Origin of the sequence: Thauera chlorobenzoica (assembly GCF_001922305.1) — a bacterium.
In the GTDB taxonomy this organism is placed as follows: Bacteria; Pseudomonadota; Gammaproteobacteria; order Burkholderiales; family Rhodocyclaceae; genus Thauera; species Thauera chlorobenzoica.
Genome location: NZ_CP018839.1, coordinates 917,807 through 944,460, shown reverse-complemented (window position 1 = coordinate 944,460; position 26,654 = coordinate 917,807). Strand labels below are relative to the sequence as shown.

General features: G+C 61.0%; 31 protein-coding genes. 29 read left to right on the top strand and 2 right to left on the bottom strand.

Annotated features, from left to right (window positions below; genetic code table 11):
- Position 1: 1 nt before the first annotated feature.
- Complete coding sequence (locus Tchl_RS17685) at positions 2-151, bottom strand: hypothetical protein (RefSeq protein WP_157110109.1); 150 nt, start codon at positions 149-151, stop codon at positions 2-4.
- 40 nt (positions 152-191) lie between these two features.
- Positions 192-1,454 (bottom strand): lipopolysaccharide biosynthesis protein, encoded by a 1,263-nt coding sequence (locus tag Tchl_RS04530; protein WP_075147348.1) that lies wholly within the window; start codon positions 1,452-1,454, stop codon positions 192-194.
- A 73-nt stretch (positions 1,455-1,527) separates the two neighbouring features.
- Here Tchl_RS04530 and Tchl_RS04525 point away from each other — a divergent pair, with 73 nt between their 5' ends.
- The 29 genes from Tchl_RS04525 to Tchl_RS04390 all read left to right on the top strand — a co-directional run bounded on the left by Tchl_RS04525 (position 1,528) and on the right by Tchl_RS04390 (position 26,599).
- On the top strand, positions 1,528-2,718 hold the full coding sequence (locus tag Tchl_RS04525) for a Wzz/FepE/Etk N-terminal domain-containing protein (RefSeq protein ID WP_075147347.1): 1,191 nt from the start codon (positions 1,528-1,530) through the stop codon (positions 2,716-2,718).
- Positions 2,719-2,884: 166 nt separating this feature from the next.
- On the top strand, positions 2,885-4,384 hold the full coding sequence (locus Tchl_RS04520) for an ATP-binding protein (RefSeq protein WP_075147346.1): 1,500 nt from the start codon (positions 2,885-2,887) through the stop codon (positions 4,382-4,384).
- A gap of 27 nt (positions 4,385-4,411) precedes the next feature.
- Complete coding sequence (locus Tchl_RS04515) at positions 4,412-5,611, top strand: ATP-binding protein (RefSeq protein WP_075147345.1); 1,200 nt, start codon at positions 4,412-4,414, stop codon at positions 5,609-5,611.
- A 346-nt stretch (positions 5,612-5,957) separates the two neighbouring features.
- Entirely contained in the window at positions 5,958-6,113 is a 156-nt protein-coding gene (locus Tchl_RS18105; protein WP_232311654.1) for a hypothetical protein, read from the top strand.
- Positions 6,106-7,452, top strand: a complete 1,347-nt coding sequence (locus tag Tchl_RS04505) for an ImmA/IrrE family metallo-endopeptidase (protein WP_041645738.1) — start codon at positions 6,106-6,108, stop codon at positions 7,450-7,452. The genes Tchl_RS18105 and Tchl_RS04505 overlap by 8 nt, the downstream gene beginning before the upstream one ends.
- A gap of 122 nt (positions 7,453-7,574) precedes the next feature.
- Positions 7,575-8,819: a lipopolysaccharide biosynthesis protein gene (locus Tchl_RS04500; protein ID WP_198158988.1), complete on the top strand. Its 1,245-nt coding sequence runs from the start codon at positions 7,575-7,577 to the stop codon at positions 8,817-8,819.
- Positions 8,820-8,850: 31 nt separating this feature from the next.
- Positions 8,851-9,849, top strand: a complete 999-nt coding sequence (gene pseB / locus Tchl_RS04495) for a UDP-N-acetylglucosamine 4,6-dehydratase (inverting) (protein WP_075147343.1) — start codon at positions 8,851-8,853, stop codon at positions 9,847-9,849.
- Between the two features lie 2 nt (positions 9,850-9,851).
- Positions 9,852-11,012 (top strand): UDP-4-amino-4,6-dideoxy-N-acetyl-beta-L-altrosamine transaminase, encoded by a 1,161-nt coding sequence (pseC, locus tag Tchl_RS04490; protein WP_075147342.1) that lies wholly within the window; start codon positions 9,852-9,854, stop codon positions 11,010-11,012.
- A gap of 32 nt (positions 11,013-11,044) precedes the next feature.
- Positions 11,045-11,335 carry a nucleotidyltransferase family protein gene (locus Tchl_RS04485; RefSeq protein WP_075147341.1) on the top strand — a complete coding sequence of 97 codons (291 nt, stop codon included), beginning with the start codon at positions 11,045-11,047 and terminating at the stop codon, positions 11,333-11,335.
- Positions 11,332-11,691: a HepT-like ribonuclease domain-containing protein gene (locus Tchl_RS04480; RefSeq protein WP_075147340.1), complete on the top strand. Its 360-nt coding sequence runs from the start codon at positions 11,332-11,334 to the stop codon at positions 11,689-11,691. Before Tchl_RS04485 ends, Tchl_RS04480 begins: the two co-directional genes overlap by 4 nt.
- 19 nt (positions 11,692-11,710) lie before the next feature.
- A complete protein-coding gene (gene pseF, locus Tchl_RS04475) occupies positions 11,711-12,409 on the top strand; it encodes a pseudaminic acid cytidylyltransferase (RefSeq protein ID WP_075147339.1) in 699 nt (232 codons plus the stop codon).
- A 13-nt stretch (positions 12,410-12,422) separates the two neighbouring features.
- Positions 12,423-12,674, top strand: coding sequence for a UPF0175 family protein (locus Tchl_RS04470; protein WP_075147338.1), 252 nt, complete (start codon positions 12,423-12,425; stop codon positions 12,672-12,674).
- A 154-nt stretch (positions 12,675-12,828) separates the two neighbouring features.
- Positions 12,829-14,514: an AIPR family protein gene (locus Tchl_RS04465; protein WP_075147337.1), complete on the top strand. Its 1,686-nt coding sequence runs from the start codon at positions 12,829-12,831 to the stop codon at positions 14,512-14,514.
- Positions 14,511-15,635, top strand: a complete 1,125-nt coding sequence (gene pseG, locus Tchl_RS04460) for a UDP-2,4-diacetamido-2,4,6-trideoxy-beta-L-altropyranose hydrolase (protein ID WP_198158987.1) — start codon at positions 14,511-14,513, stop codon at positions 15,633-15,635. The genes Tchl_RS04465 and pseG overlap by 4 nt, the downstream gene beginning before the upstream one ends.
- Positions 15,628-16,143: a UDP-4-amino-4,6-dideoxy-N-acetyl-beta-L-altrosamine N-acetyltransferase gene (gene pseH / locus Tchl_RS04455; protein WP_198158986.1), complete on the top strand. Its 516-nt coding sequence runs from the start codon at positions 15,628-15,630 to the stop codon at positions 16,141-16,143. Before pseG ends, pseH begins: the two co-directional genes overlap by 8 nt.
- Positions 16,144-16,154: 11 nt before the next feature.
- Positions 16,155-17,210, top strand: a complete 1,056-nt coding sequence (pseI, locus tag Tchl_RS04450) for a pseudaminic acid synthase (protein WP_075147335.1) — start codon at positions 16,155-16,157, stop codon at positions 17,208-17,210.
- Positions 17,211-17,284: 74 nt separating this feature from the next.
- Complete coding sequence (locus tag Tchl_RS04445; protein ID WP_075147334.1) at positions 17,285-17,803, top strand: DUF6680 family protein; 519 nt, start codon at positions 17,285-17,287, stop codon at positions 17,801-17,803.
- A gap of 246 nt (positions 17,804-18,049) precedes the next feature.
- Positions 18,050-18,937, top strand: a complete 888-nt coding sequence (locus Tchl_RS17680; RefSeq protein ID WP_146060748.1) for a polysialyltransferase family glycosyltransferase — start codon at positions 18,050-18,052, stop codon at positions 18,935-18,937.
- Positions 18,938-18,964: 27 nt separating this feature from the next.
- Positions 18,965-20,164 (top strand): O-antigen ligase family protein, encoded by a 1,200-nt coding sequence (locus Tchl_RS04440; protein ID WP_146060747.1) that lies wholly within the window; start codon positions 18,965-18,967, stop codon positions 20,162-20,164.
- Positions 20,139-21,335 carry a glycosyltransferase family 4 protein gene (locus Tchl_RS04435; protein ID WP_198158985.1) on the top strand — a complete coding sequence of 399 codons (1,197 nt, stop codon included), beginning with the start codon at positions 20,139-20,141 and terminating at the stop codon, positions 21,333-21,335. The genes Tchl_RS04440 and Tchl_RS04435 overlap by 26 nt, the downstream gene beginning before the upstream one ends.
- A 34-nt stretch (positions 21,336-21,369) precedes the next feature.
- Positions 21,370-22,095, top strand: a complete 726-nt coding sequence (locus tag Tchl_RS04430) for a WecB/TagA/CpsF family glycosyltransferase (RefSeq protein ID WP_075149571.1) — start codon at positions 21,370-21,372, stop codon at positions 22,093-22,095.
- 50 nt (positions 22,096-22,145) lie between these two features.
- Positions 22,146-23,270, top strand: a complete 1,125-nt coding sequence (gene gmd, locus Tchl_RS04425) for a GDP-mannose 4,6-dehydratase (protein ID WP_075147332.1) — start codon at positions 22,146-22,148, stop codon at positions 23,268-23,270.
- Between the two features lie 32 nt (positions 23,271-23,302).
- On the top strand, positions 23,303-23,536 hold the full coding sequence (locus Tchl_RS04420; protein ID WP_075147331.1) for an addiction module protein: 234 nt from the start codon (positions 23,303-23,305) through the stop codon (positions 23,534-23,536).
- A complete protein-coding gene (locus Tchl_RS04415) occupies positions 23,537-23,830 on the top strand; it encodes a type II toxin-antitoxin system RelE/ParE family toxin (RefSeq protein ID WP_075147330.1) in 294 nt (97 codons plus the stop codon).
- Between the two features lie 46 nt (positions 23,831-23,876).
- Positions 23,877-24,848 (top strand): GDP-L-fucose synthase, encoded by a 972-nt coding sequence (gene fcl, locus Tchl_RS04410; protein ID WP_075147329.1) that lies wholly within the window; start codon positions 23,877-23,879, stop codon positions 24,846-24,848.
- A 148-nt stretch (positions 24,849-24,996) separates the two neighbouring features.
- Positions 24,997-25,269, top strand: a complete 273-nt coding sequence (locus Tchl_RS04405; RefSeq protein WP_075147328.1) for a type II toxin-antitoxin system TacA family antitoxin — start codon at positions 24,997-24,999, stop codon at positions 25,267-25,269.
- Complete coding sequence (locus tag Tchl_RS04400) at positions 25,266-25,760, top strand: GNAT family N-acetyltransferase (RefSeq protein WP_075147327.1); 495 nt, start codon at positions 25,266-25,268, stop codon at positions 25,758-25,760. The genes Tchl_RS04405 and Tchl_RS04400 overlap by 4 nt, the downstream gene beginning before the upstream one ends.
- 161 nt (positions 25,761-25,921) lie before the next feature.
- Complete coding sequence (locus Tchl_RS04395; RefSeq protein ID WP_075147326.1) at positions 25,922-26,173, top strand: antitoxin; 252 nt, start codon at positions 25,922-25,924, stop codon at positions 26,171-26,173.
- Between the two features lie 18 nt (positions 26,174-26,191).
- On the top strand, positions 26,192-26,599 hold the full coding sequence (locus Tchl_RS04390; RefSeq protein WP_075147325.1) for a type II toxin-antitoxin system VapC family toxin: 408 nt from the start codon (positions 26,192-26,194) through the stop codon (positions 26,597-26,599).
- Positions 26,600-26,654 lie beyond the last annotated feature (55 nt).

Sequence of the window (26,654 nt, the reverse complement as noted above, 5' to 3'; positions counted from 1 at the left end):
CTCAACCCCGGAGGCCTAGCAGCAGCGCCAGCACCAGCAGGATAAGGACCGCCCACTGCCATGCCCGCAAGCCAGACCACGGCCGGCGCGGAAGATCCGATTTCGGCCGCACCGGGTTGGCAGCCGCGAAGCGCTCGCGCAGTTGCCGCATTCGCGCCTCCTTCACGTCTTCCGGCAAGATGAACCGATTTTCAGGCCTTTTTTCCCGCATCTGCCGCCATCGCCTCCCAGGCCAGCCCCCAACCCGTAACAAAAACCACCGCGTGCGCCAACATCACCCCCAGCGCACCGCCCCGCACGCCCCAGGCCATCGCCATCCACGGCATGGCCAGCAACAACACCGCCCCCCCGGCCGCCATGCACACCGCCAGCCCGCGCTCGCACTCCAGGCTGTTCAACAAGGGCACCAGCACGACGTTACCCAAGGCGAAGGGCAGCATCCCGAGCACCCAGGGCAACAGCGCGCCCGCCGAAGCAAAAGCCTCGCCAAACATCCGGGTCATCAGCCATTCGCCGCTCGCTGCCGTGATCGCCACCACCACCGCCCCCATCGCGAAAAGCCCCACCGTCAGCCAACCGGACAGCCTCCGCAGCTGCCCCCGGCCCGCCATGCTGCCACCTTCGCCCATCGCGCCCATGCTCCCCAACTGGCTGAACCGCCCCAGCAGCACATTGCCCAAGGGCGCGGCGAGCAGCAGGCAGGCCTCGGTCAGACGGGTACCCGCAGCGTAGAACGACAGGTCCTGCGCATCGACGAGGCCGCCGCGCCAGCCACCCAGCAGCACCACATCCCCCTTCAGTAGCCACATCGCCAGCCCGCCCATCAGCAGGAAGGGCCACACCCGGCGATACGCCGCGCTCGCACCCGCAGCCGACGGCCACACCAGCCACGCGCGCCCCCACAGCGCGATCACCACCACCAAGCCCAGCGCCCAGGCCGCGAAGATCCAGCCCAGTTCCCGCCACGCCAGGCCCGACACAACCAGCACGATCAGGCCCGCGGACACCAGGCGCCCCGCGCTCTGCCACGCGGCCTCCACCCCGAACGAGCCCGCCGCACGCATCCGGCCCGAAACCAAGTTCATCACTGCGACGCCACCCATGCAGGCCAGCGCTGCGGACAAGGCCGCACCGCGACCGCCGCCAAGCACGAACGCCGCCACCGCCAGCCCCGCGGCCACCACCAGGACATGCAGCAGCGCATTCGCCATCAGCCCACGCAGCTCGCGGCCCGCCGCGCCACCCCGCACGCCGGCGCGATACAGCAGGGTCGGCCAGCCCGCCTCGATCAAAACCAGGCCCAGCGTGCCCAGATTGAGCAAGAGCACGTAAACGCCGAAGGCCTCGGTGCCCAGCACCCGCCCCAGCAGCAGCAGCAAGCCGAACGACACCCCGGCGCAAAGCCCCGCCCCCAGCGCCTGCCACCCCACCGCGCGTAGCAAACCGAAGCTCATGTGCTCCCTTACCTCAACTGATCGGCGGATATGGTGAGATAATTCCGCCTTTTCCGCAAAACCAGACGCCTCCATGCAATCCACGCCCAACAACCCGCCCGCCTACGAAGACGACGAAATCGACCTGCGCCAACTGGTCTCGGTACTGTGGAAGCAGAAGCTGCTCATCGTGGGCGCAGGCGTCCTCTGCGCGGGCTTGGGCGTGGGCGCGAGCCTGCTCTCAACCAAGTACGCCGCCGAGGGCCTCTTCCTCACCCCTGGAGTCTCTGCGACCAACTACAAGCGCTTTGTCAGCGTATTCTCCAACGGCCCCCGCCTGCAGCAATACCTGCAGGACACCGGGGTGCTGGCGACGCGCGACGGAGCGCTGCTCTTCGGTCTCGCGGAAAATCAGGACAGGCTCGTCGAAACCCTCAGGCCCGAGTTCGCCTTCACCGACAAGGACCAGAAGGCCTTCGGTGTCAGGGTCGCTGCTGACGAAGAACCGGGCGCCATGATCGGCGTGCGCATCCAGTTCTCGCACAAGGAGCCCACCGGCGGCACCCCCATCATCCTGCTCGCCGAATACGTGCGCGACACCGTGATCCGGGCGAATTTCGAGGACATTTTGCTTACCCTCTGCGCCGACTTCCGCACCCGCGAACAGGAGTTACGCAACGCCCAGCTCAGCAACGACTTCGCCATCACCCAGGAAGAGCGCCGCGCCGCCACCCTGCGCGAGATCATCGCCCGCAACCCCGAAGCTGCCGTCAGCGACAACCGCCAGATCGTCTCGCTGGAAAAAGGCAGCGAGCGCTTCCTCTCCCCCGCCGCGCAACTCGTCGCGTCCGAGATCCAGATCGCCGACATGAAGCTCGCCGAAGTGCGCCGCGAGCGCGAGCGCACCGCCAGCGCGCTCAAGCGCGACTACTACTGCCAGGCCCAGCAGGCGCTGCAGCAGCCCACCACCGGCCCCGCCTTCCTTCAGGGCCTGCCGAACATCCAGGCCGCTGCCTTCCAGGGCCAGGACAAGTCGGTCGACATCATCGAGCAGACCTGGAACGAACTCGACGTCGAGCGTGCAACCTGGACCAACACCTACCTGCAGTCCATGCGCTTCGTCGCCTCACCCGAAGGCACCGAGGTCAAGGAACGCAAGCCGGGCCTGGCGCTCGGCCTGGTGCTCGGCGGGCTGCTGGGCGGCATGCTTGGGGTGTTCGGCGCGCTGGTGCGGGCGTGGTGGCGCGGGGACGGAGGCGAGAAAGGCGAGAAAACCGGGGTCTGACTCCAATTTCCCCAACTTCCCACTCCACGATCGCGACATTCGAGTCCTGAAAAAACGACGAAATAAATCAAAAAATTTTCACTTTGTTATTTATAAACAAATACTTAAACAAAACATCAAACTAACGTAAAACTCTTTACATTAGTAACGTAAATACAATCCAACCATGCAACCTTGGGGCTTTTACGGTCGACAACGCGAACTTGCAGACCTGCGCGCAATTCTTGAGCGTGGGCGCTGGTTTTTCGTGCAGGTGTCGGGGCGGCGGCGCATCGGAAAGACCTCACTCATCCAGCAAGCGCTCAACCAGGCCGGGCGCCAAAAGCGGCTCTACATACAGATCCCGGACTCGGACCCCACGGGCGTATTAGTCGCCTGCAACGACTACCTTGAAACCTTTGGCATCAACGACCGTGTCCGCAGCCTTGGCGAACTCGCTCAGCTGATCGCAAAGCTTGCCGAACAAGGCTATGTCATCGCCTTGGACGAGTTTCAGTACTTCAGCCGTAAGCCCCTGTTCGACTTTTGCTCGCTGCTACAGGCCGAGATCGATGCCCTTTCGGCGCGCGCCGACCGCGTCAAAGGAGGGCTCATCGTTCTTGGCTCCCTGCACGCCGAAATGGCCGCCTTGCTCGAAGACCGTGCGGCCCCGCTTTTCAACCGCAGCACCGACAAGTTGATGCTGGACCACCTGGATGTCGCATCCCTGCTCGAGATGCTCGATATCCACGCCGACTGCGAGCCCGAGCGCCTGCTCTTTCTGTGGAACCTGTTCGAGGGCGTGCCTAAGTTCTATCGGGACGCCTACGAGCAAGGCGTGCTCAACGCCGACCGCCCGGCTTTGCTCCGCGCGCTGTTCTTCAGCAGCTCGTCGCCGCTCAAGGGAGAGGCAGACAACTGGTTTCTGCGCGAATTCAGGGGGCGCTACGACATGCTGCTCCAGCACATCGCGCGGCACCCCGGATGCACCAACGCTGATATCGAAGCCGCGATCACCAACGTATCCCCTCAAGAAGGGAAGCAGGTCGGTGGCTATCTCAAAGTGCTGAGCGAGCGTTACGCCATGATCGAGCGCCGCCTGCCCATCTTTGCCAAACCCAAGGCGCGCAGCGGTCGCTACTACATCCGCGACAACTTCCTCAGAAGTTGGCTGACCGCCCTGCAACGACCGGTTTCGGCAGTGCATTTCAGCCCGGAAGCACAGCTCATCGCCCAGGCGGATCAACTGCTGGCAGAAGCAGAGGGCTCGGCTCTGGAAGAGTTGGCAGGTCGGCTTTACGAAGAGACCAGCCGCAAAGGGCTGAGTGACTTCCCATTATCCGAGCGCATCAAGGGCTACTGGGATCGCGCCGGCATCGAGATCGACCTTGTTGCCGTCAGTGAAAGCACACGCCGCATCCGCTTCGGCACCTGCAAACGTAACCCCGACAAACTATTCCCTAGTCTCGCCAATCTGCGCAGCAACGCTGACGCCTTCATAAGACATCACACGCAGTATGAGAACTGGACGATCGAATACTGCGCGATCGCGCCACGGATCTCGCCTGCGCTTGAGGACAAGCTCGCCGCCGAAGGGGTGATCTCGCAGTCACTGACGGATCTTTGGCAGCCGCTGCTGCCCACACCCCAAGGCCACGCGGGAAAACCGGGGTCTGACCCCAATTAACGCCCTTCGACCCCCACCGCCCCCTTCATGCCCCACCCAATCGACCACCTCCTGCAGCAGCCCGAAGGCAAGACGCTTGAGTTCAAGCGCGACCTTTCGTCGCCGCGCAACGTGCTCAAGACGCTCGTCGCGCACAAGGGTACAGTCGCAGGTGAGGTCTTCGACGAGCAGCCCATGCCCGAGCTCGGCCTGGACGACCTCGATACGACCGCCATGGCACGTGTTTTCGGCCCAACACGGACGCTGGAGGAAAAATCCCTGCAGACCCTGAAGCTGCTGCGCACCGAACAAGGCCGCCTCGTCCCCACACGCGGCGCTGTCCTGCTGTTCGGCAAGACGCGGGACCAGCACTTTCCCGACGCCTGGATACAGTGCGGACGCTTCCGTGGGCTCGACAAGGCGGACATCTTCGACCAGCACGAAGCGCACGCCCATCTGCCCGACGCCGTCGAAGAGATCGAGCTGTTCCTGAAGAAGCACGCCTTCAAAACCGCACGCTTCGGTGCCATGCGGCGCGAAGACGTCTGGAGCATCCCGCTGACCATGCTGCGCGAGGCCATCGTCAACGCCCTGGTTCACAGCGACTACGCCCAGCGCGGCACGCCGATCCGCGTGGCCTTCTTTGACGATCGCATCGACATCGAAAGCCCAGGCCTGTTGCTGCCGGGAATGACCATCGAGGACATGAAAAGCGGTGTCTCCCGCATCCGCAACCCTGTCATCGCCCGCGTGTTCCGCGAACTCGGACTGATTGAGCAATGGGGCAGCGGCATCCGGCGCATTTTCGATGAAGCGAGCCGGCAGGCGCTGCCCGAACCGGTCATCGAGGAGATCGCCACTGGCTTACGACTGCGCATTCGCTTGGCGCAGCAACATGCGCCGGAGTTGCCGCCGTCAGACACCCACCAAGATACAAACGATGATCGAGCCAGCCTGTCACGGCTAGAGTCACGGCTAGAGTCACGGCTAGAGTCACGGCTAGAGTCGAAACTCGCGGCCAAGACCGTCCTGCAACTCGGCACCCAGCCGTCCGGCAAGGCCGAACTGGCGAGAGCGCTGGGTCACACCACCGTGTCCGGAGAGCTGCACAAACAGATCCGCCGTCTCCTCGATCTGGGCCTGATCGAAATGACGATGCCCGACAAACCCAACAGCCGCCTGCAGCGCTACCGCCTTACGCAGATGGGTCGAGAATTGCTTGTGCATGCGGAAGGCAAGCGCACATGAGTCCTTTCATCACTCGCGCTTGGGAAAACCGGGGTCTGACCCCAATTAACGCCCACCAATTAACGCCTATGAAAACACGCTACAAGCAGTTCAACCCCAAGCGACGCATCGCCTCTTCGGGCCATGCGTCGCAGGTGGCGTTGGACGCGCTCGCGCAGCGTGTGCGCTACGGCGGCAATCCGGAGCACAAGCGGAACCCCGGTGATTTTGGCCTGACGCCACCCGCTGATCCTCGCCCGGGCAAGTCGCTGTGCGATACCGCAGCGCTGTTCCGCAGAAGCGAGGCGCTACACGTGTTGCAAGCCGGCGTTCGCAAAGGCTTGATCAGCGATCGCCACGAAGGCGAATGCCCCAAGAACGTGTGGTCGGTGACCTCTCGAGCGGCATTCCGCTCGAAGCCCAGCTCGAGAACGCGGCCAAAGGGGTCTATCACGGCTACCCTATGCCCGAAAGCGACCCGCTCGCCGCCGAAGTCCTCTCACGGTGGAGCATGCATGACTGAGTTTCGTCTCGACCTCGACTGGCAAGCCACCGGCGACGCAGACCCGCTCCTGCGTGACAGGTCGGCGTGGCTGGCGATTCGCCTTGGCGACGCCTGTCTCACGCGTAATCTGGACACCTGGTCCAGAACCGTGCGCGACAACATCCTGGTCTCCGCATACCCGCTGGCGATGTGGCTCGCCGCGTCCTGGTGGCGGCTCAGTTTCGAGCCCCTTCCGGCGCCCGGCCCCCAGCCAGACGTCGATTGGCGCATGGCCCACGAGCTCGGCGCGGCCAACCACGGCTACGTGTGGCCGCGAGTCGTCTTTGCGGCAGACGGCCAGTCGATCAACGTCTGGGCGCATCAAGCCGACAATCCGAAACAGTCCGCAAACTATCTCTGCAATCTCGATGCCCCCCGCGCTGTGCTGCTTGCCGACTTCCAGCTTGGCGTCACCCGGTTCATCGAAGACGTCATCTACCGCGCCGAGGCGTGCGACCATCGGAGCACAGACCTCGCTGCCCTGTGGGCAGCGGTGCGCGAAGACATGAGCGACGAGCGCGCCCGCGCGCGCCGCACCCTCGAAGCCGAACTGGGCTTCGAGCCCGAAGAATGCCCCGCCGAACACATCACCCACGCCTTGCGCCTGCAAGAGGCAACCGGCACCAGCGCGATGTCCGAACTCGCCCCTATTTTCGGCAAAAGCCGTCACGGCACGGCGCTCGACCAGCTTGAAGCGCTCAAGGACGCGCGCGGTCTGATGGGCGCGCCGCAGATCACACCCAGCCCCCACACGCCAAGCCCCACCACCCCCCCGTGGCAGCGGGGCATGACCGCAGCCCGCGCTTTGCGCAAACAGCTCGGCAACTGCGGCGCCCCGATCAACAACGCTCAACTGCTCGACCTGCTCGGCATCACCCAAAGCCAGGAGGCTGCCTGGCAGCCTCAGCAAAAACACCCCGTCGGGATTGCCAAGCCGACTGCCCGAGGCTTGATCGACTTCCTGCCGCGAAAGCGGCACCCCATCGGCAAACGCTTCGAGCTTGCCCGCCTGGTTGGCGAATACATGATGCGGACGGGCGCAGAGTCCGACTGGCTGGTCGAATCCGACCTCGCCACCGCCACGCAAAAACGCCAGCGTGCCTTCGCCGCCGAACTGCTGTGCCCGATCGACGCCTTGGTCGAGTTTCTGGACGGCGACTACTCCGAGTCCGCCCAGGAAGACGCTGCCGACCACTTCGAGGTCAGCGAGACCACCATCGCCGCGCTACTGGCCAACAATGCATGCCTGCCGATCGCCGAAAGCGCACGCCTGCCATATCGCGTGCAGACACAGGCATTCCAGAGGCTCGACACATGAGGAATGCGAAAATCGAGGCCAAGGAGTTCGGGGAAAACCGGGGTCTGACCCCAATTTCCCTTCCCAAGACAGGCGGCTACCACACCAAGCCCTGATTCAACCAACGCCCCCGCAGCCCCATAGTGCCCTCCCCCACCAAGCGCCTCCTCAACCTCTCCCTGCGTGCCGCCACGCTGGTGAGCAAGTTCGCGCTCATCTTCGTGCTGGCTAAGTTTCTGGAGCCGGCGGAAGTCGGCCTCTACGGGCTGCTGTCCGCAACCGTTTTCTACGTGCTGATGGCGCTCGGCTTCGATTTTTACACCTTCGCCACCCGCGAACTCATCGTCACAGATCGACACGCCTGGGCGAGCAAGCTGCGCGACCAGGGGGTGTTCTACGGCATCACCTATACGGCGCTGCTGCCGCTCTGCCTGCTACTGTTCTGGCTGGGTTTCCTGCCTTGGCAGTTGGCGATCTGGTTCTTCCCGCTGCTGGCGCTCGAACACCTGGCGCAGGAGCTTAACCGTCTGCTGGTCGCCATCTCCGAACCGCTTTGGGCGAGCATCGTCCTGTTCGTGCGTTCGGGCGCCTGGGCGGTCATCGCTGCCCTGTGGATGTGGCTCGATCCCGCACAACGTACGCTCGGCTTCGTGCTCGCCGCGTGGACGCTCGGCGTGCTCATTGCCTGCCTACTCGGCGCCTCACGCCTGCGCGGCTTCGATCGCGCCTCCCTGCAACGCGCAATCGACTGGCCCTGGATCCGCAAGGGCATCCGCGTCGCCTTCCCTTTCGTTATCGCCACGCTGTCACTACGCGGCCTCTACACCGTCGACCGCTACTGGATCGAAGCCCTCGGCGGGCTCGAGCAGCTCGCCGCCTATGTGCTCTTCGTCGGCATCGCCAACGCCATCATGAGCTTCCTCGATGCCGCGGTCTTCACCTTCGCCTACCCGGCCTTGATCGCCTCCGCAGGCAAAGGTGATCGCGCTGCCTTCGACCGCCAGATGCGCCGCCTGGGGCAGCACACGCTGGCAGTCACCCTTGGCCTGTCGATCGCCGCCATCTTGTGTGCGGGCCCGCTCATCGACTGGCTGGACCGCCCCAGCTACACCCAGCACTTCGGCCTGCTGTACTGGACCGTCCTGGCCGCCGCGCTGTCCGGGATCAGCATGATTCCCCACTATGGGCTCTACGCACGCCGCAACGATCGGCCTATCATCTTGGCCCATCTCGCTTCGCTGCCAATTTTCTTTGTTGCAAGCCTTTCGTTGATCCCGCTGCTCGGCATCGCTGCCGTGCCTGCGGCAATGGCTTTGGCGTTTCTGTTCCTGCTGCTCGCCAAACTCTTTGCCTTCAAACGCTGCGGTCCTCTAGTGGCCCCTGTTTGACCTCCTTTTTATCGCTTTACGGACATCTCCCATGCTCACCAACCAGACCATCCTCGTCACCGGCGGCACCGGCTCCTTCGGCCACACCTTCGTCCCGATGACGCTGGCCAAGTACAACCCCAAGAAGATCATCATCTTCTCGCGCGACGAGATGAAGCAGTGGGAGATGGCCAAGCTGTTCCAGGGTGACTCGCGCGTGCGCTTCTTCATCGGCGACGTGCGCGACAAGCACCGCTTGTACCGCGCGCTCGACGGCGTCGACTACGTGGTCCACGCCGCAGCCACCAAGATCGTGCCCACCGCCGAATACAACCCCTTTGAGTGCATCAAGACCAACATCAACGGCGCGATGAACCTCATCGACGCCTGCATCGACAAGGGCGTCAAGCGCGTGGTGGCGCTGTCCACCGACAAGGCCAGCAGCCCGATCAACCTGTATGGCGCCACCAAGCTCGCCTCGGACAAAGTCTTCGTAGCCGGCAACTCCTACGCCGGCGGGCATGACACCCGCTTCGCCGTCGTGCGCTACGGCAACGTCATGGGCTCGCGCGGCTCGGTCATCCCCTTCTTCATGTCGATCAAGGACAAGGGCGTGCTGCCGATCACCGACGCGCGCATGACCCGCTTCATGATCTCGCTGGAACAAGGCGTCGAGCTCGTCTGGCACGCCTTCGACGACATGGAAGGCGGCGAGATCTACGTCAAGAAGATCCCCTCCATGAAGGTCACCGACCTCGCCACCGTCGTCGCCCCCGAGGCGTGCCAGGAGGTCGTCGGCATCCGCCCCGGCGAAAAGCTGCACGAGCAGATGATCGGCGTCGAAGACGCCTTCTACACCTACGAATATCCCGAGCACTTCAAGATCCTGCCCGCCATCAACGGCTGGGACACCTGCCCGAAGCGCATCAAGGACGGCAAGCGTGTTTCTGAGGGCTTCAGCTACACCAGCGACAACAACACCGAATGGATGCAGCCGGCCGAACTCCAGGCCTGGATCGACGCCAACCGCGAAAAGATCGGGAGCATCTGAGCATGATCCCCTACGGTCGCCAGGACATCACCCAGGCCGATATCGATGCGGTGGTGGGCGTGTTGCAGTCCGACTTCCTCACCCAGGGCCCGCAGGTGCCCTTGTTCGAGAAGACGGTCGCAGAACACGTCGGCGCCCGCCACGCCCTGGCGGTCAATAGCGCCACCTCCGCACTGCACATCGCCTGCCTGGCGCTGGGGCTTGGCCCGAATGACTGGCTGTGGACCACACCGATCACCTTCGTCGCCTCAGCAAACTGCGGCCTGTATTGCGGCGCGCAGGTCGACTTCGTCGACATCGACCCGCGCACCTACAACCTCTGCCCGCAGGCGCTGGAGCGCAAGCTCATCACCGCACAGGCAGCCGGTCGCCTGCCCAAGGTGGTCGTCGCGGTGCACCTGTGCGGCCAGCCCTGCGACATGGCCGCCATCCATGCGCTGGGCCAGCGCTTTGGCTTCAAGATCATCGAAGACGCCTCGCACGCCATCGGCGGCAAGTACAAGGGCGAGTTCATCGGCAGCGGGCACTTCAGCGACATCACTGTTTTCAGCTTCCACCCGGTCAAGATCATCACCACCGCCGAAGGCGGCATGGCGCTGACCAACAACCCCGAACTCGCCAACAAGATGGCCCTGCTGCGCAGCCACGGCATCACCCGCGATACGGCGCAGATGACGCACACCCCGGACGGCCCCTGGTATTACCAGCAGGTCGACCTCGGCTTCAACTACCGCATGACAGAGCTGCAGGCCGCGCTCGGCGTCAGCCAGATGGCCCGCCTGGATGAGTACGTCGCCCGGCGCCACGAACTGGCCGCACGCTACGACGCGCTGCTCGCAGACCTCCCGGTCGTCCGCCCCTGGCAACATCCAGACAGCTACTCCGGCCTGCACCTCTACGTCATCCGCCTGCAACTCGGGCAGATCGGCAAGACGCACCGCCAAGTGTTCGACTCGCTGCGCGAACGCGGCATCGGAGTGAACCTGCACTACATCCCGGTGCACACCCAGCCCTACTATCAGCAGATGGGCTTCAAGGCGGGCGACTTCCCCGAGGCGGAGCACTACTACGCCGAGGCGATCAGCCTGCCGATGTTCCAGACCATGAGCGAAGCGCAGCAGGATCAGGTGATTGCGGCGCTGAGTGGCACACTTAAGCTCTAAGCAATGCTCTTAAGCAGACGAGGAGATCCTTCATGAAGCCCTCAACCGCACTCGAAGCAAACCGCGAGCTCATCCGGCGCATCGTATCGGCTCATCGGGCAAGCAATCCGAGAGTCTTCGGCTCTGTATTGCACGGCGAGGACTCCGATCAAAGCGACCTGGACATCCTCGTCGACCCGGCGCCCGACGCATCCCTACTCGACATCGCCCACATCCAGGTCGAACTCGAGACAAGTCTCGGCGTTTCGGTGGACGTGCTTACACCAGGCGCCCTGCCAGCCAAATTTCGCACTCAAGTTCTCAGGGAGGCGCGAGCCGTATGAGCAAGAAGGCTCTGCGCGTTGGCGACTACCTGCAACACATGCGGGACGCGGTCGACCGCGTGCAGCGCTATACGGCTGCCAAGTCGCAGGACGATTTCGCCGCGGATGAGCAACTGCAGGACGCAGTCGTCCGCAATATCGAGATCATCGGTGAAGCTGCCCGAAACATCAGCCTACACGCACAGGACTTCGCCCGCGAGAACGCCCAGATTCCCTGGGGCGCGCTGTACGCCATGCGCAACCGCTTGAGCCACGGGTACTGGACCATAGATCTCGCTGTCGTCTGGCGGGTCATTCAGCGCGACCTGCCCGCGCTCAAAGGGCAGCTTGATCAGCTCGACCCACCCAACGAATGAGCACCCCCACATCAACGCAATGAAACTCGCTATCATCCCCGCCCGCGGCGGCAGCAAGCGCATCCCGCGCAAGAACATCAAGCCGTTCTGCGGCAAGCCGATGATCGCGTGGTCCATCGAGGCCGCGCGCCTGTCCAACTGTTTCGACCGCATCATCGTCTCGACCGACGATGCCGAAATCGCCGACGTCGCCCGGGCGTACGGCGCTGAAGTACCCTTCATGCGCCCGCCTGAGCTGTCGGACGACCACACCGGCACCATCCCGGTCATCGCCCACGCCATCGACTGGATGAACCGCAACGCCGGCACGGTCGACTTCGCCTGCTGCCTCTACGCCACCGCGCCCTTCATTCTGGCCGAAGACCTGCGCCGCGGCTTCGACCTGCTGCAGGAAACCGGCGCCGATTACGCCTTCTCCGTCACCAGCTACGCCTTCCCCATTCAGCGTGCCATCCGCATCACCGCCGACCAGCGGGTAGAGATGTTCAACCCCGAACACTTCACCACCCGTTCGCAAGACCTTGAAGAAGCCTTCCACGACGCCGGCCAGTTCTACTGGGGCCACGCCGCCGCCTGGCTGGCCGGTAAGCCGTTGTTCTCGCACGATGCCGCCCCCGTGCAGCTGCCGCGCCACCGGGTGCAGGACATCGACACCGCCGAAGACTGGGAGCGCGCGCAACTGATGTTTGCTGTAATGCGTCAACAGGACAACAGCTAAGCGGAGACACACCATGCAAATTGCCATCGACCTGCCCAGCGACCTCGTTGCCTTTCAAGGTGCCGCAGACACCCGTCAGGAGTTGCGGACGTCCTACGCGTTGTGGCTCTTCCAACGCGAGCGCGTCACCCTCGCAAAGGCTGCGGAAGTCGCCGGAGTATCGCTCTATGAATTCATGAGCTTGTGCAAAAGCAATCAGATCCCCGTCATCGACATGAGCCGTGACGAACTGACGGCAGAGCTCGAAGGGCTCGGGAAGGCATGATTCTCATCGCAGATGCCTCCGCCCTGATCGGGCGCTCTTCGAGAACTGCTCCCATGAAAGTCATTTTCCGCGCCGACGCTTCGCTACTTTCAGCAGCAGCAAGCCTATTTGAGGGAAGAGATATCAAACCTTCGTGTCATTCCAGATGCCCCCAATGAACCTCAACGCCAGCATCGTTGATCAGCGTCTGCAAGGCATTCTCTCCGAGCATGCCGAGTTGCTGACGCCTATCGTCAGCAACAATCCCGAGAAGCAGCGCAGTCTGGCCTTTGTGCTGCTGTGCGCCAGTACCGCACTGGAGTTGGAGATGGAGGAGGCCGCAGAGTTGCTGACGGAAGGCGGCAACGATGCTGGCGTCGATGCCCTGCATCTGGGCGAGGTGGACGACGGCGAATTCACCGTCACCCTGTTCCAAGGCAAGTACAAGCACAAGGACCTGAACGGCACTGCACACTTCCCGGAAAACGGTGTGAAGAATGCGCTCAACATGCTCGCCACTCTGTTCGACCCCGGCAAGAAGGTCGCGCTGAACCCGCGACTCGAACCGAGAATCGAGGAAGTCCGTTCACTCATCCGTGACGGCTACATCCCCAGCGTGCGACTGCTGCTTTGCAACAACGGCACTCGCTGGAATGGGCAGGCACAGGACTGGATCGAACAATCCGGCCTGAGTGGCGACCAGGTGCAATGGATTCACTACAACCACGACAACATCGTGGCCGTGCTACAGCGCCGCAAGGCTGTCGATGATCGTCTCCAACTGCACGGCAAGGCGGTCATCGAAGAATTCAACTACCGTCGAGTGTTGATTGGCAAGGTTTCCGTGCGCGAAATCGCCGAGCTGTTCAATCGCCACGGTGACCTGCTGCTGGAGCGCAACATCCGCCGTTACCTGGGCATGCACGCCAACCGAGTCAACAGCGCCATCCATGACACCCTGCTCGACCCGCACAAACGCCAGAACTTCTATTTCTACAATAACGGCATCACCATGATCTGCCGCAAGTTCGCTCACAACGCGCTGCAGGGCGACAACTATCAGTTGCGCCTGGAAAACATCCAGATCATCAACGGTGGGCAGACCTGCAAGACCATCGAGCAGACCTTCAACAGCCATGGCGAGCTGGATAGCCAGGCCGCAGACACCTATGTGTTGATCCGCCTGTATGAACTGGCCGACGACGACCGCGACTTCGTGCGCGAAATCACCTACGCCACCAACAGTCAGAACCCCGTGGACCTGCGCGACCTGCGCTCCAACGACGACTACCAGCGCCAACTCGAAACCGCCCTGGCCGGCTTCGGCTACACCTACAAGCGACAGCGCGAGGAAGGCAGCAGCGGCAGTCAGGTGATCGCCAGCAGCGTTGCCGCCGAAGCCGTCCTGGCCATCTGGCGTCGCAAGCCGCACCAGGCCAAATTCATGCGCCGCGAACACTTCGGCAAGCTGTACTACGATATCTTCGCCACCGTAAACGCCGCCCAGACCCTGCTAGCCGTACAGATTTTCCGCTTGGTTGAGAACGCCCGCAAACGCTCACCGGGCAATGTCGAACACCCCTTCTTGCCGTATTCGGCACACTATGCCGCCATGTTGATCGGTGCGCGTTTGTTGCAGGAGTCGGGCCTGCGCCTCGATGAGGTCACCCACACCCGCTATCAGGCGCTACAGACGCAACTGCATACGCACGGGACGACTTACTTGGCAGACGCCATCAAACGAATCGACAACGCGCTAACTGCCCTGTATGGCGAACGCGACATCTCCCTGCAGCAGTTGTCGGCCACCTTCCGTCGGGGTGACCTGCTGGAAGTGCTCGAAGAAAATATCCAGTCATGATGAAAGTCGCCTTCCGCACCGATGCCTCGCTGCAAATCGGCACCGGCCACGTCATGCGCTGCCTGACGCTGGCCGACGCGCTCGCGGCCCGCGGCGCGGACTGCCAGTTCATCTGCGGCGCACACGAAGGCAACCTGATCGAGTTCATCCGCAGCAAGGGCTACGTCGCCCACGCATTACCCATTCCCCACGAGGCAAGCGTAGCCTCGACCGCGCCCGGCCCCGCGGCATCCACCCTCGACCTCGCCCACGCCCACTGGCTCGGCGCCACGCAAGCACAGGACGCCGAGGCCTGCGCCCCCATCCTGGCCGCACACCGCCCCGACTGGTTGATCGTCGACCACTACGCGCTCGACGCCCGTTGGGAGCGCGCCCTGGCGCCGCACTACTGCAAGCTGATGGTCATCGACGACCTCGCGGACCGGCCTCACGCCTGCGACCTGCTCCTCGACCAAACCTTCGGCCGCGAGGCGGCGGACTACCGCCCCCACGTGCCAGCCGACTGCCGCCTGCTGTGCGGCTCGCAATACGCCCTGCTGCGCCCCGAGTTCGCCGCCCTGCGCCCCTACAGCCTGCAGCGCCGCGCCCAACCGGCCTTGCGCGAGTTGCTGATCACCATGGGCGGCGTCGACAAGGACAACGCGACCGGTCAGGTGCTGCAGGCGCTGCGCACCTGCCCATTGCCTGCGGACTGCCGGATCACCGTGGTCATGGGCGCGACGGCGCCGTGGCTGGAAGAGGTCCGCACGCAGGCGCAGGGCATGCCTTGGCCAACCCGCGTGCTGGTGGGCGTCAGCGACATGGCGCAACTGATGGCCGACAGCGATATTGCTATCGGGGCGGCGGGGGCGACATCGTGGGAGCGGTGCTGCCTAGGCATGCCCACGATCATGCTTGTCTTAGCCGACAATCAACGCAAGGTTGCGCAGGGTCTCGAACAGTGGGGCGCGGCAAAGCTCATCAACCTTGGCCAAAGCGCAACGAGACAGCTCAGGGAACTGCTTCTTCCAGTGATCGACGATCCCGCGCAACTTCTGAACATGAGTGACTGCGCCGCGAGCGTCGTCGATGGATCAGGTGTGAATGCTGTCATGCGGCAAATGGAGGTCCACGATGAGTGAAGCTACCGTAGCCGGCGTCCGGCCAATGAACGAAGGCGATCTTGAGCGGGTTCTGTCCTGGCGGAACCATCCTGAAGTTCGCCGCTACATGTACACACAGCATGAGATCTCGATCGACGAGCACGCCCGTTGGTTTGCCCGGGCGTCGCAGGATCCGGAAAGGCATCTCCTCGTGTTCGAGATCGACACCACGCCGCTGGGCTTCATCAACATCCATCAGATCGCGAGTGGCGGTATCGCCGACTGGGGGTTCTACGCCGCGCCGGATGCGCCCAAGGGAACGGGTCATGCACTTGGACAGGCCGCTTTACGGTATGCCTTCGAGCCGGCGGGGCTGCACAAACTGTGTGGCCAGGCATTGGCCTTCAACGAGCGCTCCATCCGCTTCCATCTGAACCTGGGTTTCCAGCGCGAAGGTGTTCTGCGTCACCAACACTTCGATGGCCGGCAATACCACGACGTGGTGTGCTTTGGCCTACTCGCCAACGAATGGCACCACGCAAATTGAGAGAGAAACGGATGTCGAACATTCCAGCTATTTCCATCGCCGGGCGTCGGATCGCCGCAGATGCGCCGCCCTACGTCATCGCCGAACTCTCCGCCAATCACAATGGCAAGCTCGACATCGCGATGAAGATCATCGAGGAAGCCAAGAAGGCTGGCGCCGACGCGGTCAAGCTCCAGACCTACACCGCCGACACGATCACCCTGAACAGCGACGCCGAAGAGTTCCAGATCCACGGCGGCCTGTGGGACGGCAAGACGCTCTACCAGCTCTACCAGGAAGCGCACATGCCCTGGGAGTGGCACAAACCGCTGTTCGAGCACGCCCGCAAGCTCGGCATCACCATCTTCAGCTCGCCCTTCGACAACACCGCCGTCGACCTGCTCGAAGACCTCAACGCCCCGACCTACAAGATCGCCTCCTTCGAGGCGGTCGACCTGCCGCTGATCAAGTACGTCGCCGGCACCGGCAAGCCGATGATCATCTCCACCGGCATGGCCGACGCCGAGGAGATCCAGGAGGCCATCGACGCCGCGCGCGAAGGCGGCTGCAAGGAGCTCGCCATCCTCCACTGCGTCAGCGGCTACCCCGCGCCGGCGGAGGACTACAACCTGCGCACCATCCCCGACATGATCGAGCGCTTTGGCCTGGTCACCGGACTGTCCGACCACACCCTCGACAACACCACCGCGATCGCCAGCGTCGTCATGGGCGCCTCGATCATCGAGAAGCACTTCACCCTCGACCGCAGCGGCGGCGGGCCGGATGACAGCTTCTCGCTGGAACCGGCGGAATTGGCCGCGCTGTGTCGCGACAGCAAGACGGCGTGGGCGGCGCTTGGGCAGGTTGATTACGGGCGCAAGTCGAGTGAACATGGGAACGTGAAATTCCGGCGGTCGCTGTACTTTGTGAAGGATTTGAAGGCGGGGGATGTGATTACGGCCGATGCTGTGAGGAGCGTGAGGCCGGGGTTTGGGGTGGCGCCGAAGTATCTGGAGGCCGTGGTTGGAAAGCGGGTTTCGATCGATATTCCCCGCAACACACCAGTGAGCCAAAGCTTCCTACTGTGACTCAGATCTCGCAGACCGCTATTGCAATGAAAAACACTCACCGCCTCAAATTAGGGGCTTACAACTGAAAGTTGATGGAAATAAAAGACTGGCTATTTGTCCTTTCCACTTTAGTTGCGCCCCTGTTTGCTGTCCAAGCCACCAGATTCCTCGACCGCAAGCGGCAGGACAGACAAGATCAACTGAGTATATTCAAGACACTAATGGCAACCCGTGCCGCCAACCTTGACCCGAGGCACGTTGAAGCTCTGAACATGATCGACGTCGTTTTCCACGCCGACTCGAAGCCACAGGTGGAGATTCGACGACACTGGAAACACTATCTGGATCATCTCAGCGACAAAAGCTACCCCAAGGAACTTTGGGGATCGCGCCGCGTAGAGCTACTCGTCGAGTTGCTCTATGCAATGGCAACGCATCTCGGGCTGGATTTCGACAAGACGCATATTAAAAATCAGTGTTACTACCCGGAGGGTTACGGGACGGTCGAGAGCGAGCAGGAAGTAATTCGTCACGCCCTTCGCGAAATTCTGACAGGTCAGCACCCCCTACCGGTCTGGGTTGCCAACCTCACGCATGCAGACAAAAAATAAAGAAGCAATCATCCAGGCTTTGGGCGCAAACCCATTTTTTCTTTCAATTTTATGGCATAACGAGCCCTAAATTTCATTCTAATTTAATAATCTACGGTCGAAATTTTGACAAAAAGAAAAGACCGGCTATGTGTTCGCCCTATCTCACTTGCGACCCCGCCTGCAACTCAAACCATCAGCCTCCTCAACCGTAACTTGAACAAATAATCGCCGAGCGATGAAGAGTGCATCTTCTGAGCCATTATCATGCCCCCCCCCTTACCCAGCACTCCAAACGTTTTTGTATGCACAAAACCATTGCAGATATTAGTTGCGATGATCCTTTCGTCGGAATTCAGTCCCGCACAGCTTTTTATAGTTGAAAGCTTTAGCGATTCATTAGAAATTTCTAAATCTACCGAGCTTCGCAAATACTTCACCCTAACCAAACATTTTTTAACTCGAGCCGACGCCATAAAAGCGGCACGCCACGCTAATCCTAGATCAATTTTTATAGACTCAGACATCGGACTAAAGACACAACTCGCCCTCGCCCACCTAAAACTTAGGGCTCCAACTTGCAGCATCTTTGTCTATGAAGAAGGCATCGGAACCTATCGAACAGATCTCATAAAATCAAAACTAAAAAAAGCGATATACAGAGCCACCGGAACAGCGTGCCGCTTCGGAGAATCAGTCCTTACTGACAAAATATTTGTTTTTTCAAAGGAAGCTTACCTAGAAAGCAATCCTCATCTTCAAAGAAAAGTCAGAACAATAGAAAATCCGCTCAGCAACTTCATACGACGACATCAAACAGATCTTTTAAATTTATTTTCCCCCGGCTTCTCCTTTCCCGAAAAGGAGAATGACGATGCATACATTTATCTGAGTGACTGGAAACTATCCCCCCCTTCACACCCCCCTATAAACTGCGATATTTTCATCAAGCCACATCCACATATTTCAAAAGATGAAATAGAAATGCGCACCAAAAACTCTCCTGATATGCACTGGGTACCAGGAAGCATTCCCGCCGAAATAATCATCGAGCTACTTTCAAAAATATACAACCACGTAATCATCAACCACAACAACAGCTCTGCAGTTCATTACATGAAAAACCTGGCCAACATGATTGAAATAAAAAAATAGAACGTCATCAATCGCAGAGAACTTAAATTGATAGAAACACTAATTACGATTCGCCTAATTTCAGACTATTTCTGGGAGTCCAAGGCGATCGGGGCCGCAAGCGCAGTCATCTTTATTGCCACTGCACTCGTTTTTTTTACATATAAGAACAATAAATTTAGACCTGTCGGCACAGACCTGCTATTCGCCTCATTCCTTCTTGTAGCACTAACTGCAGAAATCACAAACCCAACCAATAGCTCGATGGTTGAGTTAATGAAGTTTATAGCTTATTTTTTTATTTATCTCGCCGGCCGCATCGGCCCTACAAATTTCCATAAGCCCAATGGCCTTGGCTTCATCTGCCTCACTGCCCTCGCTGCCTTTTCCGCAGCCGCGTTCGCGGATATCGGATACCAATACTGGGGCAGCGTAGCAACGTTTTCCGGCGGTTACTTCTTCAAGACCGACATGGCGATATCCGCCTTGATCCTGCTCGCGATTGTTTCCTCAACACTGACATCTCGCCTCGCAGCAATTATCGCAGCTTTTTTTGCCACCTACATCGTTTTCAAAACCAACGCACGCATTGCCCTTCCCCTTACCATAGCCATTCCAGCTTTCGCAATATTGGTGCGCTCTGGATACATTCAGAGGCTCAACGCCAAGGCACTTGGCTACTTCTGCTTGATCGCTGGCATCGGCATGAGCCTCTTCATGCTGATTGATTTTCGCGCTCTCGGGTTACTGCCTTTTGATTTTTCAGACCCATTTTCTGCGGCCAACACTCAAGGTCGCACGGTGATCTGGGCGGCCCTTCTGGAGGCCTACTTACAGGCAGATCCGCTAAGAAAGCTTATTGGCCTCGGTTTGGGTGCAGATGCGGCGGCAACCTCGATGTACTCAGCAAGCGCACAGCTTGAAGGAGTTCGAGCCCATAACAGTTACCTCTACTTATTAATCTGTACGGGAATTCTTGGCAGCGCCCTGTTTGCAAGCCTTTTAATTTCCATCTTCCGCCGAGTGCCCGCCCTAATACTACACGGCGACAGACAATCGATGATTGCAGGGATTTTATTCGCCACCCTGATTCTGATTTTTCTTTGGACCTCCCTGACTACCGAGATTATCATTCGGGCGCAGCTTATGGCTTTGGTTTTCTACTTGGCAGGAATTGTCGTTCAGCGAAACTTGACCCTCAAGAAAATGGCAATCTTACGTCGTGTTGAAAGTTCTACTCACTCATAATCTTTACCGGTCAGACGCTCCATCCGGCGAAAATGCCGTTCTTGAAGCCGAACAGCGGTTACTGGCAGCACGGGGGCACTCGGTAGAGACCTTCCTCCGCAACAGTGACGAGATCGCGCGGCGAGGGAAGCTCGGTGTGATCCAGGCTGCGCTCGGTACGCCGTGGAACCCGTTGGCAGCCAAGGCAATCCGCCAAAAGCTTGCGACAAGCCACCCGGACGTGGTTCACGTGCACAACACCTTCCCGCTCCTTTCGCCAGCAGTTTTCTGGGCGGTGGGCCGACAGGCGGCGCGGGTGCTCACCCTGCACAACTATCGGCTGTACTGTCCGGCAGCCATCCCGATGCGAAGCGGCGAGGTTTGTACGGAGTGTCTGGATCAACAGTCCCCCGTACCAGCCATGATTCACGGGTGTTATCGCGCCAGCAGAGCGGCCACCTTGCCGCTGGCCATCAGCGTGGGGCTACATCGCGCCATTGGAACCTGGACAAAGCACGTGGACGCATTCATTTGCCTTTCGGAATTTCAGCGTGAGCTCATGGTGGATGCGGGGCTCCCCCGAGAGAAGGTGCACGTCAAACCCAACTTCTATCCGGGTAGGCCTTCCGTTGTCACGTGGAGCGAACGCAAGCCCTACGTGGTATTTGCAGGGCGTCTGTCAGGAGAGAAGGGGGTCGTCAGCTTGTTGCGTTGTTGGCAGGCGTGGGGAACAGACGCTCCTGAATTGCGCCTCGTGGGCGATGGCGAATTGCGCGCGGAGTTGGAGCGCATGGCTGCGGGCATCCCCGTTCGCTTCCTTGGTCAGCTCCCTGCGGACCAAGCGCAAGCCGAGATCGCCAATGCACGCCTGCAGATCCTCCCCTCGGAGTGCTTTGAAGGTTTCCCCATGGTGGTGCGTGAGGCTTTTGCATTCGGCACACCTGCTGCGGTCTCGGATCTTGGCCCACTGCCCTCCATCGTGCAGGATGGGAAAAGCGGCATTGTCTTCCAGCCCGCGAATCCCGAATCGATGCTGCGGGAAGTACGGGCCGCCTGGGAGACGCCAGGACTGCTTGAGCGTCTAGGCCGAGGGGCGCGCACTGAGTTCGAGACCAAGTACACCGAAGAAGCAAACTACGCGGCGTTGATCGAGATTTATCAAAAGGCTATCGAGGTTTCTCGCAGTGGATAGACAAAGTCAAACCGGGCCGCGGACATTGCGCGAAGTGATCGGTTCGCCGATCGACACAGTAACTTGGTCGCAAGCACTGGAGCGTCTTTCAGGCTGGGCTGCAGCGGGACAAAGCCGCTATGTGTGCATCTGCAATGTGCATTCGGTGGTCACCGCTCGCCAGGATGGAGTATTTGCCAAGGTGATCCGTGAAGCCGATATGGCCACTCCAGACGGCGCACCAGTGGCTTGGCTCATGCGCCGACTCGGCAGCCTCGGTCAAGAGCGGATCAACGGACCTGATCTGATGTGGCGCTACTGCGCCGAGGCCGCCCGGCGCGATGAATCGATCTATCTTTACGGCGGCCAGCAGAGCACCCTGGATATCCTTCAGCGCACACTCTTGGCCCATTTTCCGGGGCTGAAGATCGCGGGCGCATATTCGCCGCCCTTCCGCGCCCTAGCGCCTGAAGAGGACACTGCGGTCGTAGAAGCTATCAATGCCTCGGGCGCAGGAACCGTCTGGGTCAGTCTGGGCTGCCCGAAGCAGGAGAAATGGATGGCCGAGCATCGCGGTCGAATCAACGCAGTGATGATCGGGGTCGGGGCGGCCTTCGATTACCACGCCGGCACTATCCAGCGTGCGCCACGCTGGATGCAGCGCAACGGACTGGAGTGGCTGCACCGCCTATGTAGCGAGCCGCGCCGCCTGTGGAAGCGTTATCTGGTCACCAATACCCTATTCATTTATTACGCCGGGCGGCAATTGTTTTCAAAGTAGCCCCTGAGCCTATTGCCCTTAATACTTACTGATTGAACGAGTACCTATCGATGAAAAACAAGAAAGCCCTCATCACCGGCATCACGGGCCAGGACGGCTCCTACCTCGCCGAATTCCTGCTCGCCAAAGGCTACGAAGTCCACGGCATCAAGCGCCGCGCCTCGAGTTTCAACACCCAGCGCATCGACCACATCTACCAGGACCCGCACACACCCAACCCGCGCATGGTTCTGCACTACGGCGACCTTACCGACTCGTCCAACCTCACCCGCATCCTGCAACAGGTACAGCCCGACGAGGTCTATAACCTCGGCGCGCAGTCGCACGTGGCGGTGAGCTTCGAGTCGCCCGAATACACCGCCGACGTTGACGCCATGGGCACGCTGCGCCTGCTCGAGGCCATCCGCCTGCTCGGCCTGGACAAGAAGACGCGCTTCTACCAAGCCTCCACCTCCGAGCTCTACGGCCTAGTGCAGGAGATCCCGCAGAAGGAAACCACCCCCTTCTACCCGCGCAGCCCCTATGCGGTGGCCAAGCTCTACGCCTACTGGATCACGGTGAACTACCGCGAGGCCTACGGCATGTACGCCTGCAATGGCATCCTCTTCAACCACGAGAGCCCCCGCCGCGGCGAAACCTTCGTCACCCGCAAGATCACCCGCGGCCTCGCCAATATGGCGCAGGGGCTGGAAGCCTGCCTGTACATGGGCAACATGGACGCGCTGCGCGACTGGGGCCACGCCAAAGACTACGTGCGCATGCAGTGGATGATGCTGCAGCAGGACCAGCCGGAAGACTTCGTGATCGCGACCGGGGTGCAGTATTCAGTGCGCGAGTTCATCCGCTGGTCGGCGGCGGAGGTGGGCATCACGTTGCGCTTCGAGGGCACGGGTGTGGAAGAGCACGCGGTGGTCGAGCACATCGAGGGGGAAAACGCTCCCGCGCTGAAGGTGGGCGATGTCATCGTGCGCGTCGATCCGCGCTACTTCCGCCCCGCCGAGGTCGAGACCCTGCTGGGCGATCCGACCAAAGCCAAGGAGAAGCTCGGCTGGACGCCGGAGATCACCGTGCAGGAGATGTGCGCCGAGATGGTCGCCGAGGACCTAAAGGTGGCGCAGCGACATGCGTTACTGAGGGCGCACGGGCACGACGTCCCGGTCGCTACGGAGAACTGAACTAAGATTCGGGCAATTAGAGGAGAAAGCACATGCACCGCTCCATTCAGGAACTCGGCATCGACCGCCTCAGCGTAGCCGACAGAATTGCACTGGCGCAGGAGATCTGGGACTCGATCGCCGACACGGTTCAGCGCAGCACCCCCAGCGCTGACGAAGCTGTCGAGCTCGACCGCCGATTGGCGGAAGACCTTAATGCCCCGGAGGTCGCAATCGACTGGCAGCAGATTCGGTCCGCAGTTCAGAAAAGATGGTCGCAGAACTGAATGCGTCGAGTTCTCTTCCGGCCGCAAGCGCGCGACGAGTTTGAAGCCGCGGGCGAGTGGTACGAACGAGAGCGGCCCGGTCTCGGCGGTAACTTCCTCGAGGCCGTCGACGAACAACTCTCGCGGATCGCAACCAACCCGCTCCTCTACCCAGCGGTTTACCGTGACATCCGCAAGGCCGCACTGAGGCGCTTTCCCTACTGCATCTATTTCAAGCTGCGCGGCGATGCCGTTGTGGTGCTCGCTGTCTTCCACACCGCGCGCAGCCCTGCGATGTGGAAGCAACGTAATTAAGCCGCGTCAGCCGCCATCGCTTGAAACCCTCATATCGATAACGCTCATGAACCTCACCGACACCATCTTCGTCGCCGGCCATCGCGGCATGGTCGGCTCGGCCATCGTGCGCCGGCTGCAGGCGCTGGGCTGCAGCAACATCGTCACCGCCGATCGCGCCGCGCTCGATCTCACAGACCAGCATGCCGTCAACGCCTTCTTCGCCACCCATCGCATCGACCAGGTCTATCTGGCGGCAGCCAAGGTCGGCGGCATCCATGCCAACAACACCTATCCGGCCGAGTTCATCCACCAGAACCTGATGATCGAGGCCAACATCATTCACGCCGCCCACACCCACGGCGTGCACAAGCTGATGTTCCTCGGCTCATCCTGCATCTACCCCAAGCTCGCCGAGCAGCCGATGAAAGAGGAGGCGCTGCTCACCGGCCTGCTCGAGCCCACCAACGAGCCCTACGCCATCGCCAAGATCGCCGGCATCAAGCTGTGCGAGAGCTACAACCGCCAGTACGGCCGCGACTACCGCAGCGCCATGCCCACCAACCTCTACGGTCCGGGCGACAATTTCCACCCCGAAAACAGCCACGTCATCCCCGCGCTGATGCGGCGCATCCACGAGGCCAAGCTGGCGCATGCGCCCGAGGTGGTGATCTGGGGCAGCGGCACACCGATGCGCGAGTTCCTGCATGTGGACGACCTCGCCGAGGCAGTGGTGCATCTGCAGAACCTCCCGCAGGAACGCTACGCCCGCGAGACCGAGCCGATGCGCTCGCACATCAACGTCGGCACTGGCACCGATGTGACCATTCGCACGCTGGCCGAGGCGCTGGTCCAGGTCATTGGCTATGAGGGCAAACTCGTCTTCGACACGACCAAGCCGGACGGCACACCGCGCAAGCTGATGGATGTGAGCCGGCTGGCGCGGCTCGGCTGGACCGCTAGCACTGGCCTCGAAAGCGGACTGATAGACACTTATCGCTGGTACATCCAGAACGTCGAAGGAGTTCGCGCGGGTTGATCTGAGGTGCCCTACGTTTTCCGTCTTCCAATCGGTCGTCTTCATGCTGCCATTTCTTGCTGATCCTGTCGTGCGATCCAGTTGACAAATGCTATACATCCAGCGACAGTCTGTATATCTTTTGTGTATGCACAAGTAGGAGAGACCGATGCGCGACGCCGCCATCAATCTGCGGGCCCTGCCCGAACAGCGCGACCTGATCGATCACGCCGCCAGCCTGCTCGGCAAAAACCGTTCGGACTTCATGCTCGAAGCGGCATGCGAGCGCGCTCAGGCTGTGGTGTTGGATCAGGTCTTTTTCAGCCTGGACGGTGACAAGTTCAAGCAGTTCACTGCCATGCTCGATGCGCCCCCCTGTCCTAATCTTGGGCTTGAACGCCTCATGGCCGTCAAGGCCCCCTGGCGCACCGATGCAGCATGAGCTTGCATCTGAGCGTACCGCAACCACTCGCTGCCAGTCACATCCTGGACGAATTCACTTGTGGGGAAGCCAGCCTCGATGAATGGCTCAAGCGCCGGGCACGGACCAACCAGGTTAGCGGCGCGAGCCGCACCTTTGTCGTCACGGATCAGGACGGTCGTGTCCATGGTTACTACGCAATGGCCGCAGGTGCGGTTGCACACCAAGCGGCAACCAGCAGGGTGCTACGCAATATGCCCGACCCGGTGCCGGTGATGGTTCTGGCCAGACTCGCCGTTGACCACCGTGCCCAGGGAATCAAACTCGGCGCCGCCCTGCTTCAAGACGCTGTCAATCGGGCTGTAGCCGTGTCGCAGAACGCCGGCGTCCGAGCCTTGCTCGTCCATGCTCTTCACGACCGTGCCAAACAGTTTTACGAGCATTACGGCTTTCAGGCGTCCCCGCAGCATCCCATGACATTGATGCTGCGCCTGAACGCCGCCAAGGTTTGATGCGGCACGGAAGGCAGCCGGAACAAGACAGCAACGTTCTTCCCAACCGGATCCCGTGCTGGCGCTCGATCTGGAAGAACGCGAAGTTGCGTGAACTTGCGTGACAGGTCAGCCCCGAGGGGTGATACTACAGCGCAGTATGACCACGCCAGAGAAACACCATGAGCATCATCGCACGCGTCTTCATGAACGGCCGTAGCCAGGCATTGCGGCTGCCCGCAAAGCTGCGCCTGCAGGCAAAAACCGTCCGCGTCGAGCAGATTGGCAACGATCTGTGGCTGCATCCCGAAACGCCGCCCGAGCAGGACATGGGTCTTTGGCTGCAGCAGTTCTACGCAAACAATGAGTCCTTGCCCGCTGACTTTCTGGGCGAACGGATTGATCTGCCGCCCCAGGAACGTGACTGGACCTGACCGAGGCGAACGCCAAGCATGTTGCGCACCCTGGATACCAACATCTGCAGCTACATCCTGCGTCGCCACCCGGCGAACATGATCGAACGCTTCACGAGTCTGAACCGCGACGACCTGTGGCTCTCGGCAATTGTGGCGGCCGAGCTGCGTTTTGGAGCGGCCAAGCTGGCGGCACCCCGATTCAAGGCTGCGGTGGAGGCCTGGCTGGCCGGTTTTGACGTACGACCCTGGCCGCTCGACGCGACGCACCATTACGCAGATATCCGATCCCGGTTGGAACGTGCCGGCAAACCCATCGGCGGCATGGATCTGATGATTGCGGCGCACGCGATGGCGGAGGATAGCGTTGTCATCACGAACAACGCCCGTGAGTTCCTCCGCGTGCCTGGGCTTGCAGTGGAAGAATGGGCGATCGAATCGCCGTAATAGCCTGGTAAATTTTTAAAGGGAACCACATGCCGACCTATGTCGAATTGATGGC

Excerpts from the sequence above, each read along its gene's own strand:
- Tchl_RS04390 (WP_075147325.1), top strand. The coding sequence starts at position 26,192 with ATGTTGCGCACCCTGGATACCAACATCTGCAGCTACATCCTGCGTCGC.
- Tchl_RS17680 (WP_146060748.1), top strand. The coding sequence starts at position 18,050 with ATGCCCCCCCCCTTACCCAGCACTCCAAACGTTTTTGTATGCACAAAA.
- Tchl_RS04400 (WP_075147327.1), top strand. The coding sequence starts at position 25,266 with ATGAGCTTGCATCTGAGCGTACCGCAACCACTCGCTGCCAGTCACATC.
- Tchl_RS04420 (WP_075147331.1), top strand. The coding sequence starts at position 23,303 with ATGCACCGCTCCATTCAGGAACTCGGCATCGACCGCCTCAGCGTAGCC.
- Tchl_RS04520 (WP_075147346.1), top strand. The coding sequence starts at position 2,885 with ATGCAACCTTGGGGCTTTTACGGTCGACAACGCGAACTTGCAGACCTG.
- Tchl_RS04470 (WP_075147338.1), top strand. The coding sequence starts at position 12,423 with ATGCAAATTGCCATCGACCTGCCCAGCGACCTCGTTGCCTTTCAAGGT.
- Tchl_RS04515 (WP_075147345.1), top strand. The coding sequence starts at position 4,412 with ATGCCCCACCCAATCGACCACCTCCTGCAGCAGCCCGAAGGCAAGACG.
- gmd (WP_075147332.1), top strand. The coding sequence starts at position 22,146 with ATGAAAAACAAGAAAGCCCTCATCACCGGCATCACGGGCCAGGACGGC.
- pseH (WP_198158986.1), top strand. The coding sequence starts at position 15,628 with ATGAGTGAAGCTACCGTAGCCGGCGTCCGGCCAATGAACGAAGGCGAT.
- Tchl_RS04530 (WP_075147348.1), bottom strand. The coding sequence starts at position 1,454 with ATGAGCTTCGGTTTGCTACGCGCGGTGGGGTGGCAGGCGCTGGGGGCG.
- Tchl_RS04405 (WP_075147328.1), top strand. The coding sequence starts at position 24,997 with ATGCGCGACGCCGCCATCAATCTGCGGGCCCTGCCCGAACAGCGCGAC.
- pseC (WP_075147342.1), top strand. The coding sequence starts at position 9,852 with ATGATCCCCTACGGTCGCCAGGACATCACCCAGGCCGATATCGATGCG.
- Tchl_RS04445 (WP_075147334.1), top strand. The coding sequence starts at position 17,285 with ATGGAAATAAAAGACTGGCTATTTGTCCTTTCCACTTTAGTTGCGCCC.
- Tchl_RS04480 (WP_075147340.1), top strand. The coding sequence starts at position 11,332 with ATGAGCAAGAAGGCTCTGCGCGTTGGCGACTACCTGCAACACATGCGG.
- Tchl_RS04505 (WP_041645738.1), top strand. The coding sequence starts at position 6,106 with ATGACTGAGTTTCGTCTCGACCTCGACTGGCAAGCCACCGGCGACGCA.
- pseI (WP_075147335.1), top strand. The coding sequence starts at position 16,155 with ATGTCGAACATTCCAGCTATTTCCATCGCCGGGCGTCGGATCGCCGCA.
- pseB (WP_075147343.1), top strand. The coding sequence starts at position 8,851 with ATGCTCACCAACCAGACCATCCTCGTCACCGGCGGCACCGGCTCCTTC.
- Tchl_RS04485 (WP_075147341.1), top strand. The coding sequence starts at position 11,045 with ATGAAGCCCTCAACCGCACTCGAAGCAAACCGCGAGCTCATCCGGCGC.
- Tchl_RS04395 (WP_075147326.1), top strand. The coding sequence starts at position 25,922 with ATGAGCATCATCGCACGCGTCTTCATGAACGGCCGTAGCCAGGCATTG.
- pseG (WP_198158987.1), top strand. The coding sequence starts at position 14,511 with ATGATGAAAGTCGCCTTCCGCACCGATGCCTCGCTGCAAATCGGCACC.
- pseF (WP_075147339.1), top strand. The coding sequence starts at position 11,711 with ATGAAACTCGCTATCATCCCCGCCCGCGGCGGCAGCAAGCGCATCCCG.
- Tchl_RS04465 (WP_075147337.1), top strand. The coding sequence starts at position 12,829 with ATGAACCTCAACGCCAGCATCGTTGATCAGCGTCTGCAAGGCATTCTC.
- Tchl_RS17685 (WP_157110109.1), bottom strand. The coding sequence starts at position 151 with ATGCGGCAACTGCGCGAGCGCTTCGCGGCTGCCAACCCGGTGCGGCCG.
- fcl (WP_075147329.1), top strand. The coding sequence starts at position 23,877 with ATGAACCTCACCGACACCATCTTCGTCGCCGGCCATCGCGGCATGGTC.
- Tchl_RS04525 (WP_075147347.1), top strand. The coding sequence starts at position 1,528 with ATGCAATCCACGCCCAACAACCCGCCCGCCTACGAAGACGACGAAATC.
- Tchl_RS04415 (WP_075147330.1), top strand. The coding sequence starts at position 23,537 with ATGCGTCGAGTTCTCTTCCGGCCGCAAGCGCGCGACGAGTTTGAAGCC.
- Tchl_RS18105 (WP_232311654.1), top strand. The coding sequence starts at position 5,958 with ATGCCCCAAGAACGTGTGGTCGGTGACCTCTCGAGCGGCATTCCGCTC.